Origin of the sequence: Streptomyces sp. NPDC050704, assembly GCF_040654355.1 — a bacterium.
In the GTDB taxonomy this organism is placed as follows: domain Bacteria; phylum Actinomycetota; class Actinomycetes; order Streptomycetales; family Streptomycetaceae; genus Streptomyces.
In genome coordinates, this window is record NZ_JBFAHW010000125.1 from 17,568 (window position 1) to 30,230 (window position 12,663).

At 71.0% G+C, this 12,663-nt stretch carries 9 protein-coding genes; 8 read left to right on the forward strand and 1 reads right to left on the reverse strand.

The genetic code is table 11. The features are described 5' to 3' along the window. Positions 1-342 precede the first annotated feature (342 nt). The 3 genes from AB0I18_RS43275 to AB0I18_RS43285 are packed head-to-tail and all read left to right on the forward strand — an operon-like array spanning position 343 to position 4,157. Positions 343-1,995 carry an amino acid adenylation domain-containing protein gene (locus AB0I18_RS43275; protein ID WP_363111276.1) on the forward strand — a complete coding sequence of 551 codons (1,653 nt, stop codon included), beginning with the start codon at positions 343-345 and terminating at the stop codon, positions 1,993-1,995. Beyond that, a complete protein-coding gene (locus AB0I18_RS43280) occupies positions 1,992-3,356 on the forward strand; it encodes a hypothetical protein (RefSeq protein ID WP_363111277.1) in 1,365 nt (454 codons plus the stop codon). Before AB0I18_RS43275 ends, AB0I18_RS43280 begins: the two co-directional genes overlap by 4 nt. A gap of 33 nt (positions 3,357-3,389) precedes the next feature. Next, complete coding sequence (locus AB0I18_RS43285; protein WP_363111278.1) at positions 3,390-4,157, forward strand: enoyl-CoA hydratase-related protein; 768 nt, start codon at positions 3,390-3,392, stop codon at positions 4,155-4,157. A gap of 129 nt (positions 4,158-4,286) precedes the next feature. On the opposite strand, the gene AB0I18_RS43290 is transcribed toward AB0I18_RS43285, so the two are convergent. Beyond that, complete coding sequence (locus AB0I18_RS43290) at positions 4,287-4,991, reverse strand: ElyC/SanA/YdcF family protein (RefSeq protein WP_363111279.1); 705 nt, start codon at positions 4,989-4,991, stop codon at positions 4,287-4,289. Positions 4,992-5,308: 317 nt separating this feature from the next. On the opposite strand from AB0I18_RS43290, the gene AB0I18_RS43295 reads away from it, so the two are divergent. The 5 genes from AB0I18_RS43295 (at position 5,309) to AB0I18_RS43315 (ending at position 12,534) form a co-directional block, all read left to right on the forward strand. Further along, entirely contained in the window at positions 5,309-6,118 is an 810-nt protein-coding gene (locus AB0I18_RS43295; RefSeq protein WP_363111280.1) for a sirohydrochlorin chelatase, read from the forward strand. A gap of 62 nt (positions 6,119-6,180) precedes the next feature. Continuing rightward, on the forward strand, positions 6,181-7,530 hold the full coding sequence (locus tag AB0I18_RS43300; RefSeq protein WP_363111281.1) for a deoxyguanosinetriphosphate triphosphohydrolase: 1,350 nt from the start codon (positions 6,181-6,183) through the stop codon (positions 7,528-7,530). Positions 7,531-7,692: 162 nt separating this feature from the next. Then, entirely contained in the window at positions 7,693-8,967 is a 1,275-nt protein-coding gene (locus tag AB0I18_RS43305; RefSeq protein WP_363111282.1) for an FAD-dependent oxidoreductase, read from the forward strand. Positions 8,968-9,013: 46 nt separating this feature from the next. Continuing rightward, complete coding sequence (dnaG, locus tag AB0I18_RS43310) at positions 9,014-10,924, forward strand: DNA primase (RefSeq protein WP_363111283.1); 1,911 nt, start codon at positions 9,014-9,016, stop codon at positions 10,922-10,924. A gap of 329 nt (positions 10,925-11,253) precedes the next feature. Further along, positions 11,254-12,534 carry an RNA polymerase sigma factor gene (locus AB0I18_RS43315; RefSeq protein ID WP_363111284.1) on the forward strand — a complete coding sequence of 427 codons (1,281 nt, stop codon included), beginning with the start codon at positions 11,254-11,256 and terminating at the stop codon, positions 12,532-12,534. The last annotated feature ends 129 nt before the right edge of the window (positions 12,535-12,663 follow it).

Consider the following 12,663-nt stretch of genomic DNA (forward strand, 5'->3'; position numbering starts at 1 on the left):
GACGTGAGGACGCCCGGCGACACGCGGCGAGACGCGGCGGCACACGGTGACGCCCGGCAGCATCCCGACGTCGGGAGCCCTGGTGGCAGGCACACCCCTGCTCACCTGAGGGTTGCCGCAGCCTGTGGCAGAAGTTGCCATCGGTGACAAAGGCGCCACATGTGGCTCATTCAATACCGGACATTGGCCGAAGTGGCCTAGTTGAGAGTTGAAAAAACGGGACTACAGTCGGGCCGCGAAAGACCCTGAAAGACCCCGCGCGGCGTTCGAAACACCGGGCATGCCCGCCTCCGGTCGGCCATGCCACCTGTCTCTCGAAACAGCCAGGAGGTCTCCAGAACCATGCCTCTGCGCCATCTCACCCCCCATGACAGAGCCCTGTTCCGGAAATTCGGCCAGGGTCCCGCCATCCCTCTCCCCGACCCGCTGATCCACCACGCCGTCGAACGGCGGGCCGCCGGCACACCCCACGCCGTGGCCGCCGAACACGAGGGCACGACCATCACGTACGCCGAGCTGAACCGCCGCGCCGAGCGGCTGGCGGCCCGGCTCCTACGGGAGGGCGTACGGCCGGGCGACCACGTCGGCCTCTTCGTACGCCGCTCGATCCCGATGCTCGTCGGACTGCTCGGCACGCTGAAGGCGGGCGCGGCGTACGTGCCCCAGGACATCGGACTCACCCCCGCCGCCCAGTTGCGGCACGTCATCCGCACCGCCGGGATACGGACGGTCCTCACTCAGACGGAGCACACGCTGCGGGTGCCTTCGCCTGAGGGGCCGGACGGACACCGCCTGATCACGCTGGAGGACTACTCGTACGGTGACTCCCGCATGGACCCGTACGGAGACTCGTACGGGGATTCGTACGGGGACTCGTACGGCGATGTGGGGACGGCGGCGCGCCTCGCCCGTCCCGTCCGCCCCGACGACGGCTGCTACGTCCTCTTCACCTCGGGCACGACCGGCAAGCCCAACGGTGTGAAGGTCACCCACCGCAACGTGGCGAACATCCTCCTCACCGAACCGGGCGGCCTCGGTATCCGCCCCGGCGACCGGGTGGCCCAACTCCTCAACATCGCCTTCGACATGGCGGCCTGGGAGATCCTCGGCTGCCTCACCCACGGCGGCACGCTCGTCGTGCGCGGCAAGGACATCGCCCGGACGGCCGCCACGGCGGACGTCCTGATCGCGACGCCGACGGTGCTGTCCGGGATCGACCCCGCGGGCTGCCCCCGCGTCCGGACGGTGGCCGTCGCGGGGGAGCCGTGCCCGCGGCCGCTCGCGGACGCGTGGGCCCGGCGGTGCGCGTTCCACAACTCGTGCGGCCCGACGGAGACGACGATCGTGAACACGGTCCGCCGCCACCGCCCCGACGATCCGCTCCTCACGATCGGCCGGCCCACCCCCAACAACACCGTGTACGTCCTCGACGCGGAGCGCCGCCCGGTCCCCATCGGCGCGGTGGGCGAGATGTGGGCGGGCGGCGACTGCGTGTCCGCCGGTTACCTCGGCAACCCGGAACTCACCGCCGAGCGGTACGCCCCCGACCCCTTCCTCGGCGGCGACCACCGTATGTTCCGCACGCGGGACCTGGGACGGTGGACCGCGGACGGCGAACTCGAACACCTCGGCCGCACCGACGACCAGGTCAAGGTCCGCGGCTTCCGCGTCGAACTCGACGCCGTCTCCTCGGTGTTGGAGTCCCTCCCGGGCTGCGCCCGTGCCGTCACCCTGAAGCGCGACGCCCGAAACCTGGTGTCGTTCGTCTGCCCGGCCGACATCGACCCCGACGCGGCCCGGAGCGCGGTGGCGGAGGCGCTGCCGTACTACTGCGTCCCGTCGGCGGTGCTGCCCCTGCCCACCCTCCCCGAGACGGACCGGGGAAAGGTCGACAAGGGGGTGCTACTCCGGCTCGCGATGGAGCGGGAACGGGAGAGGCCATGGCGCCCGGAGACACCATTCGTGCCGACGCTACGGGAAGGGGCAACACGATGACCTCTTCCATAGAAAGGACCCGCCAGGAGAGCCCCGCAAGGGGCGCGGGGAACTGCGCGACCAGCCACACACAACCCGCACCCGCACATCCAGCACCCCCGGCACCCCCAGAGGCGACCCCCGCCCAACTCCCCCCACTCATCTCCACCCCCCGCCGCCTCCTCAAACACCCCCGCCTGATGCACCACAACCGCCTCGCAGCCCTGGTAATCCTCGCCAACCTCACCTACCTCGCGATGAGTTGGCCCGTGCACAACGACCCCCGCACGATCGGCCACGCCACCCTCGCCAACCTCACCCTCGCCGTGGTCATACGCCAGCAGTACGTCATCAACGCCCTCTTCCGGCTGGCCACTTGGGCCCCGCCCACCTGGCCGATCAAGGTCCGCTGGACGCTCGGGAAGGTGTACCACTTCGGCGGGCTCCACGTGGGCGGAGCACTGGCGGGCTCACTGTGGTTCCTGGCGGGCGCGGTCGCACTGACGGTGAACGGCGGCAACACCGCACTCATCACCGTTAGTTGGACCCTGATCGCCCTCCTCGCCGGGATCATCGCAACAGCCCTGCCCCCCTTCCGGTCCCGCCACCACGACCACTTCGAGAAGATCCACCGCTTCGGCGGCTGGACGGCACTGGCCCTGTTCTGGACGCACACCCTGCTCTCCCCGAAGGATCCGCTCGCCCTCGTCGCCCTGGCCGTCGTCACGTTCAGCGTCGCGCTGCCCTGGCTGAGGCTGCGCAAGGTCGACGTACGCGTCGAACGCCCCTCCACGCACGTCGCGTTGGCCCGCTTCGACCACGGAGTGACCCCCTTCGCGGGTTCCTCCACAGCCATCAGCCGCAGCCCGCTCAAGGAGTGGCACTCCTTCGCCAACGTGCCCGCCCCGGGCGAGCCGGGCTTCCGGCTGACCATCTCCCGCGCGGGCGACTGGACGGGCTCCTTCATCGACGACGCCCCCGAACGCGTCTGGGTCAAGGGCATCACCACGGCAGGCGTCGCCAACATCGAGACCCTGTTCAGCAAGGTCGTCTACGTCGCCACCGGCAGCGGCATCGGCCCCTGTCTGCCCCACCTGCTGGCCGCCGAGGTGCCCTCACGCCTCGTCTGGGCGACCCGCGACCCCCGTACGACCTACGGCGACGACCTCGTCGACGAGATCCTCGCCGTCCAGCCGCACGCCCTCGTCTGGGACACCTCCCGGCACGGCAAACCCGACATGGTCCGCCTCGCGTACGACGCGTACCGCGACTTCGGCGCCGAGGCGGTCATCTGCATCTCCAACAAGAAGCTGACCTGGCAGGTGGTCCACGGCCTCGAACGGCGTGGCATTCCGGCCTACGGCGCGATCTGGGACTCGTAACTCTCCGGACTCTCCGGTGTGGAAGGGAAGTCGATGAACAACCTCAAGACCGAACGCCACGGCCGGGTGGTGACCGTACGCCTCCACCGCCCCCACGTCCTCAACGCGCTGAGCACCGAACTGCTGACCGAACTCCTCGACGTACTGCGCCCGTTGGACGCGGACCCCGAAGTCGGCTGCTTCGTCGTCACCGGCTCGGAGAGGGTCTTCGCGGCGGGCGCCGACATCAAGGAGATGGCGGGGAGAACAGCCGTCGAGATGGCCGCCGAGGACTACTTCTCCGCCTGGGAGGAGTTCGCCGGCTTCGGCACCCCGAAGGTCGCCGCCGTCAACGGCCATGCGCTGGGCGGCGGTTGCGAACTGGCGATGATGTGCGACGTCATCATCGCGGGCGAGTCCGCGACCTTCGGCCAACCGGAGATCAAGCTCGGCGTGATCCCGGGCATCGGCGGCACCCAGCGGCTGACCCGACTGGTGGGCAGGGCCAAGGCCATGGACCTGATCCTCACCGGCCGCACGATGGACGCCCACGAGGCCGAACGCTCGGGCCTCGTCTCCCGGGTGGTCCCCGACGACCAGGTCCTCCCGACGGCCACGGAGGCGGCCGCCACCATCGCCTCGTACGGCCGGCCGGCGCTCACCGCGGCTCGCGAGTGCGTGGACCGCGCCCTGGAGACGGGCCTGCGGGACGGCACGCTCTTCGAACGCCGGGTGTTCCACGCGCTGTTCGCCACGGAGGACCAGACGGAGGGCATGAACGCCTTCCTGGAGAAACGCCCGGCGTCGTTCAAGGGCCGCTGACGCAAGGGGCGTTGACGCTAGGGCCGTCGACGGCAAAGACCGTTGACGACAAGAGGCGCTGAAGGCAAGAGGCGCTGACGACGAGAGGCAGGGGCCCCTTCGCCCCTGCCTCTCCGCAGCAGCGGCGCTCTATCTCGCCGCGGCCAACGCCTCCCGCACCCCCGGCTCCTTCGGCCCCAGGAACCGCGGATCAGGCTCGAACAGGGCGTCCAGCGCCGCCTTCCCCGCCGCGACGACCTCCCGCGCACCCCCGTAGTACCAGGTCGCGTCATGCCGGTCGGCCACCCCGACCCCGTACGACTCGACCCCCGCCTCCTCGCACAACGCGACCGCCCGCCGGATGTGGAACCCCTGGCTGATCAGCACGGCCTCGCCCACCCCGAAGATCTTCTTGGCCCGCACGCAGGAGTCCCAGGTGTCGAAGCCCGCGTAGTCGCTGACGATCCGCCGGTCGGGGACGCCGCGCTCCGTCAGGTACGTACGCATGGCGTCCGGTTCGTCGTAGTCCTCGCGGCTGTTGTCGCCGGTGACGAGGACCACCTCGACACGACCGGCCCGGTAGAGCTTCGCCGCCGCGTCGAGCCGGTGGGCGAGATAGGGCGACGGCTCGCCGTCCCACAGCCCGGCACCGAACACCACCGCGACCTCGGTGCGCGGCGCGTCCGCCGTCGTCCGCAGCCGGTCGCCCGTCGTCACGTACATCCACGTCGCCGGCAGCAGCGCGAGCACGCACGCGGCCATCACGGCCTGCACGGCCCGCCGCTGCCCGGTACGGGTGCGTGGCAGGCTCGGCAGACGTGGCAGGCGCGGTCTGCGCAGCTTCGGACGACGCATCGGAGGGTTCCTTCCCGGGCGGTCTTGACAGACGCCTTCGATCATGAGGGACGCGGCATACGGTGATCCGGTTCGCCCGGCGGACCGTGACCAGGTTCACTCGGGGCGGCGTAACCGCAGGTCACGGCACCTCACAGGCCCCATGCACCACACCGTGAACCGCCGGAAAACACCCGTCATTCCCGCGCAACGGGACGGCAACCTCGTACCCCGACCATTGGTGCATGACGGCGTCGAATCCTCCTCGCGAGGAGTCCAAGCCCCGCCCCGGCAGCCGGCCGCTCCGTGGCGCTCACCTCGACAGTACGGCGCAACTCATGAACCGGATCACCAGCCAGCTCGGCAGCCAGCTCAGCCTCGTGTCCCTCGACGGCACCCGGCGTTCCGCCCCGCCCGCACTCGTCCTGGTGGGGCACGGCAGCCGCGACCCGCGCGCCCTGAGCACCATCCGGACCCTCATGGCCCGGATCCGCGACCTGCGCCCCGGCCTGCCCGTGCACCTCGGCCACATCGAGCTGAACGAGCCCCTGCTGCCCGACACGCTCGCCGCCCTCGGCACCGGCGACGCGGTCCTCGTACCGCTGCTGCTCAGCCGCGGCTACCACGTCAAGCAGGACATCCCGGAGGCCGCGGCCGCCTCGTCGGCGCACACCCGGATCGCCGGGCCGCTGGGCCCGCACCCGCTGCTCGTGGAGACGCTGTACGCCCGGCTCGTCGAGGCCGGCTGGCGTACGCGCATGGGTGACGCGGACCGCCGGGTGAGCGGTGTCGTGCTCGCCGCCGCCGGATCCCGTGATCCCGAGGCGGCCGTCGACACCGGGCGCACCGCCCGGCTGCTGGCCGAACGCCTCGGCGTGCCCGTCGTCCCCGCGTACGCGTCCGCCGCCGCGCCCACCGTCCCGGACGCCCTGCGCGCCCTCGCCGCCCGCGGCCGCCACCGGGTCGCCGTCGCCTCCTACTTCACCGCCCCCGGCCGCTTCTCGACCGAGTGCGCGGCGGCCGCCCCCTGGATCGCCGCGGCCCCGCTCGGCGCGCACCCGGGAATGGCCCGCCTCGTCCTGCACCGCTACGACCAGGCCGTCGCCGCCCCCGAGCCCGCCTGGGAGCGCCAACTCACCTCGGCCTGAAGCATGCGTACGCGATAGCCTTCCATGCCCCGTTTGTCAGTGCCTGCGTCTACTGTCGGGGCATGGAAGGCATTGCACGAAAGGCATCACAGCCATCGTCGTACGAGGACCCGGCCCAGCACGCCCACAACGACGCTGACGACACCTATGACGACGCGGCCGTCGAGCGCTGGGCCGTCGAGCCGGACAAGCGGCCCGGCCGCACCGCCTTCCAGCGCGACCGCGCGCGTGTGCTCCACTCCTCCGCCCTGCGCCGCCTCGCCGGCAAGACCCAGGTCGTCACTCCGGGCACCCGAAGCCAGGTCTGGGACTCCAGCCCCCGCACCCGGCTGACCCACTCCCTGGAGTGCGCCCAGGTCGGCCGCGAGCTGGGCGCCGCCCTCGGCTGCGATCCCGACCTCGTCGAGGCGGCCTGTCTCTCCCACGACCTGGGCCACCCGCCCTTCGGGCACAACGGCGAGCAGGCGCTGAACGAGTTCGCGGAGGACTGCGGCGGCTTCGAGGGCAACGCGCAGTCGCTGAGGCTCCTCACCCGGATCGAGCCGAAGCGCTTCGTGCGAAGTGAAGAGAGTGGCGACCTGGTCAGTGTCGGCCTCAACCTCACCCGCGCCGCCCTCGACGCCGCCACCAAGTACCCCTGGCCGCGCGGCGCCCACCCCACCGACCCCGGGTCCCCGAAATTCGGGGTCTACGAAGACGACCGCCCCGTCTTCGACTGGGTCCGCAAGGGCGCCCCCGGTAGCCGCACCACCTTCGAGGCCCAGGTCATGGACTGGTCGGACGACGTGGCGTACTCGGTGCACGACGTCGAGGACGGTCTGCACGCGGGCCACATCGACCCCAACTGCCTGCACGCGGAGCCCGAGCGGCGGGAGATCTTCGAGGTCGCGATCGGCCGGTACGTCCCGGCGGACACCGACCCCGCCGAGCTCGCCGAAGCCCTCGACCGCCTCCTGGACCAGGCCTGGTGGCCGCACGGCTACGACGGCTCGGCGGTCGCTCAGGCCCGCCTGAAGGACGCCACCAGCCAGCTCATCGGCCGCTTCTGCCTGGCCGCGGAGGGCGCCACGCGCGCGGCGTACGGCACAGGACGGCTCACGCGGTACGCCGCCGAACTGGTCGTGCCCCGTACGGCCCGGCTGGAGTGCGCGGTGCTCAAGGCCGTCGCCGACCGGTACGTCATGCAGCGCGCCGAGCAGGAGCGGCTCCGCGCCGACCAGCGGATCGTCGTCGCGGAGCTGGCCGAGGCGCTCACCACCCGCGCGCCGGACGGCCTCGACCCGCAGTTTCGCGCCTTGTTCGACCGGGCGGACGACGACCGCGCACGCAAGCGTGTGATCGTCGACCAGATCTCCTCGCTGACGGACGCCTCGGCGCGCTCACTGCACGCGAGGCTCAGGGGGCAGGTGTGAAGTCCAAACGGTGAAAGCGTGACACTCCGTGGCCTGATCGGGTCACTCCCTCTTCCCGCATCACGCTCTGTGCGGGACGCTCGCATGTGACGCTCGCATGTGGCGACACCCGCAGTGTTTTCCCGGGAGACACTTCCCGGACCCCCTGGCAGGAGGCATCAAGTGGTCGACGCGGATCAGACATTCGTCATCGTCGGAGGAGGGCTGGCCGGCGCGAAGGCGGCCGAGACGCTCCGGGCGGAGGGATTCACCGGGCGCGTGATACTGATCTGCGACGAGCGCGACCACCCGTACGAGCGTCCGCCGCTGTCCAAGGGCTACCTGCTCGGCAAGGAGGAGCGCGACAGCGTCTTCGTGCACGAGCCGGCCTGGTACGCGCACAACGACGTCGAGCTGCATCTCGGCCAGACCGTCGACGCCATCGATCCGGCGGCGAAGACCGTCCGCTTCGGTGACGACGGCACGCTCGTCCACTACGACAAGCTGCTGATCGCGACCGGCGCCGAACCACGGCGACTGGAGATTCCGGGCACGGATCTGGTGGGAGTCCACCACCTGCGCCGCCTCGCCCACGCGGAACGCCTCAAGCACGTACTGGCCGCCCTCGGCCGCGACAACGGCCACCTCGTGATCGCGGGCGCCGGCTGGATCGGCCTGGAAGTCGCCGCGGCCGCCCGGGAGTACGGCGCCGAGGTCACCGTCGTCGAGCCCGAGCCGACCCCGCTGCACGCGGTCCTCGGCCCCGAGCTGGGCCAGCTCTTCGCCGACCTGCACCGCGAGCACGGCGTCCGTTTCCACTTCGGCGCCAGGCTCACCGAGATCGCAGGGCAGGACGGCATGGTCCTCGCGGCCCGCACTGACGACGGCGAGGAACACCCCGCGCACGACGTCCTGGCCGCCATCGGCGCCGCCCCGCGCACCGCCCTCGCCGAGGCCGCGGGCCTCACCCTGGCCGACCGCGCCCACGGCGGCGGCATCTCGGTCGACGAGCGGCTGCGCACCTCCGACCCCGACATCTACGCGGCCGGTGACGTGGCGTCCTTCCACCACACGCTCTTCGACACCCGGCTGCGCGTCGAGCACTGGGCGAACGCCCTGAACGGCGGCCCGGCGGCGGCCCGGTCGATGCTGGGCCGCGAGCTGACGTACGACAGGGTGCCCTATTTCTTCTCCGACCAGTACGACGTCGGGCTCGAGTACTCGGGCTGGGCGCCCCCGGGGACGTACGACCAAGTGGTGATCCGCGGAGACGCGGGCAAGCGGGAGTTCATCGCCTTCTGGATGTCTCAGGGACGCGTGCTGGCCGGGATGAACGTGAATGTGTGGGACGTCACAGAGCCCATCCAACAGCTGATTCGTTCGAAGGCTCAGGTGGACAGCGAGGCGCTCGCGGACCCGCACGTTCCGCTGGACAGTCTGGGCAACCCGGCCTCGTGACCGACGACGGCACTCGACTGTCACACCCTCCCCGTAGAATCCATGCGTGGCTGGAAGGATCAACGACGAGGACGTGAAGGCTGTTCGGGACGCGGTCCCGATCGACGCCGTGGTCTCCGAGTACCTCCAGCTGCGCAACGCGGGCGGTGGCAACCTCAAGGGGCTGTGCCCGTTCCACGACGAGAAGTCGCCCTCCTTCCAGGTCAGCCCCAGCAAGGGGTTCTTCCACTGCTTCGGCTGCCAGGAGGGCGGCGACACCATCACGTTCGTGATGAAGATCGACCACCTCACCTTCTCGGAGGCGGTCGAGCGCCTCGCGGGCCAGGCGGGCATCACGCTGCGCTACGAGGAGGGCGGGTACAACCCCTCCCACCAGCGCGGCGAGCGCATCCGCCTGGTCGAGGCCCACAAGATCGCCGCCCAGTTCTACATCGAGCAGCTCGACACCGGTTCCGAGGCCGACACCGGCCGCAAGTTCCTCGCCGAGCGCGGCTTCGACCAGGCGGCCGCCACCCACTTCGGCGTCGGCTACAGCCCCCAGGGCTGGGACCACCTCACCCGCTACCTCCGCGGCAAGGGCTTCACCGACAAGGAGCTGCTCCTCTCCGGCCTCTCCCAGGAGGGCCGCCGCGGCCCCATCGACCGCTTCCGCGGCCGCCTCATGTGGCCCATCCGCGACATCGGCGGCGAGGTCGTCGGCTTCGGCGCGAGGAAGCTGTACGAGTCGGACAACGGCCCCAAGTACCTCAACACCCCCGACACGCCGATCTACCACAAGTCCCAGGTCCTGTACGGCATCGACCTCGCCAAGAAGGACATCGCCAAGAGCAGCCGCGCGGTGGTGGTCGAGGGCTACACGGACGTGATGGCCTGCCACCTCGCCGGCATCACGACCGCCATCGCGACCTGCGGCACGGCCTTCGGCACCGACCACATCAAGATCCTCCGGCGCCTGCTGATGGACAACGGCTCGGCACGCGTGATCTTCACCTTCGACGGCGACTCGGCCGGTCAGAAGGCCGCCCTGCGCGCCTTCGAGGACGATCAGAAGTTCGCCGCCGAGACGTACATCGCGATCGCCCCCGACGGCATGGACCCCTGCGACCTGCGCCTCGCCAAGGGTGACGAGGCGGTCGCCGACCTGGTCGAACCGCGCACCCCGCTCTTCGAGTTCGCGCTCCGCCAGATCCTCACCCGCTACGACCTGGAGACCCCCGGGGGCCGCGCCGCTGCCCTCGACGAGGCCGCGCCCATCGTGGCCCGCATCAAGAACAGCGGCGCCCAGCACGAGGTCGCCGTGCAGCTCGCGGGCATGCTCGGCATCCTCGACACGCAGTTCGTCGTCAAGCGGGTCGCCCAGCTGGCCCGCTGGGCCCGTGACCGCGGCGGCAAGGGCCCGGCCCCGGCAGGACCCGGCCGCCCCCCGCAGCAGTACGACAACGGCGGCGGCCCCCGCCCGCCCTCGGGTCCGGCCCTGACCCTGCGCAACCCGGTGTACGCCACCGAGCGCGAGCTCCTCAAGCTCGCCCTCCAGCGCCCGGAACTGGTCTCCCCGGCCTTCGACGCGTACGGCCTCGACGAGTTCACCGCCGCTCCGTACGCGGCCGTGCGCCAGGCGATCATGGACGCGGGCGGCGCGGAGTACGGCGTCCAGGACTCGCAGGAGTACCTGGTCCGGGTCCGCGAGGCGGCCCCCGACAACACGGTCCGTTCCATGGTCACGGAGCTGACCGTCGAGGCCATCATGCGCCGCACGGTCGACGAGCTGTACGCGGGCGAACAGCTGGTGACCGTCCGCCGCCGCGCCGTCGAGCGCCGGGTACGCGAGGTCCAGGGCACCCTCGCCCGCGCCAGCGCCCAGGGCGACCCGGCCCAGCTGGCCGCCGTGCAGAACGAGTTGTGGGTGCTCCAGCAGTACGACCAGGCTCTGCGCGAACAGGGCGCCGCCGCGCTCTGACGGGGACGCCGGGGACTACCGACGGGGACGACCGACGGGGACGGAAACGAGCAGCTGCTTTCCATGCCCTGGCCGGTTCGGCGGCGGACGACGGGGAACCCGTCCACCTGACCATCGGCTGCGACGGCATCCGGCGCGGGCCGACACGACACACGCTCTTCGGGACCGACCCCGATCGGTTCGGCGGCGTACCCGTGAACGTGCCAGATCAGGGCGCGAACGGGCACCGGAGTTTTCCACGAGGGTAACCACGTGGTCACGGACCGGACTCAAAAAGTCACCGCACGCCCCTCGTGGCGACGATGTGTCGTACTCCACACTGGGTTCCGGTGCCTGAGTCCTCGGAGCGCGGCCGACCCGAACGCGACGGGTCCATTGTCCCCGCGGTTCCGCTCAACGTGTTCGGGACGGACAGCGGCGAGGCCGTCGTCCCCGTCCCGCTGCCGCACGCCTCAGCAGCGACATTCCTGGAGGTCGCCCCCGTGCAGACCCAGACCCTCACCCAGACCGACAACACCACGGACACGGACGCGGACAGCGACGTCATCGCGGTCGTACCGCCGCAGAGCCGTGCCGCGCACCACCCCGAGACGGAGGAAGCGGAGGGCTCGTCCGAGCCCGACGAGCCGACCGTCACCCTCGTGGAGACCGAGGCGCCGGAACCCGTGGCGCCGCCCCGCGGACGTGCGGACACCGGTGGCCCCTCCTCCGACCTGTTCCGCCAGTACCTGCGCGAGATCGGCCGTATCCCCCTGCTCACCGCGGCGGAGGAGGTCGAGCTCGCACGCCGTGTCGAGGCCGGCCTCTTCGCCGAGGAGAAGCTGCGGCTCGCCTCCGACCTGGACAGCCAACTCGCCCTGGACCTGGACAAGTTGGTGGTCATGGGGCGGATGGCCAAGCGCCGCCTGATCGAGGCCAACCTGCGGCTCGTCGTCTCCGTCGCCAAGCGGTACGTGGGCCGCGGCCTGACCATGCTCGACCTCGTCCAGGAGGGAAACCTGGGCCTGATCAGGGCGGTCGAGAAGTTCGACTACGCCCGCGGCTACAAGTTCTCGACGTACGCCACGTGGTGGATCCGCCAGGCCATGTCCCGGGCCCTCGCCGACCAGGCCCGGACCATCCGAGTGCCGGTCCACGTCGTGGAGTTGATCAACCGGGTCGTCCGTGTCCAGCGGCGCATGCTGCAGGAGCGGGGTTATGAGCCGACGCCGGAGGAGGTCGCCGAACATCTCGACCTGCCCAGCGAGCGGGTCAGCGAAGTGCTGCGGCTCGCCCAGGAACCGGTCTCCCTCCACGCGCCCGTGGGCGAGGAGGACGACGTGGCCCTCGGCGATCTGATCGAGGACGGCGACGCGACGAGTCCTGTCGAGTCGGCGGCGTTCCTGCTGCTCAGGGAGCACCTGGAGGCGGTCCTCTCCACGCTCGGCGAGCGTGAACGCAAGGTCGTTCAGCTGCGCTACGGGCTGGCCGACGGCCGTCCGCGCACTCTCGAAGAGATAGGCCGCATCTTCGGCGTCACCCGTGAACGCATCCGCCAGATCGAATCCAAAACCCTCAACAAACTCCGCGACCACGCCTTCGCAGACCAACTGAGGGGCTACCTGGACTGAGACGGCCCTTCCCTCGCCCCCGCCGCCCCTACCCGACCCATCCCCTGGGGGCTCCGCCCCCAGACCCCCTTTCGGCCTGAACGGCCTCGTCCTCAAACGCCGGACGGGCTGGATGGTGCGCGGGCGGGC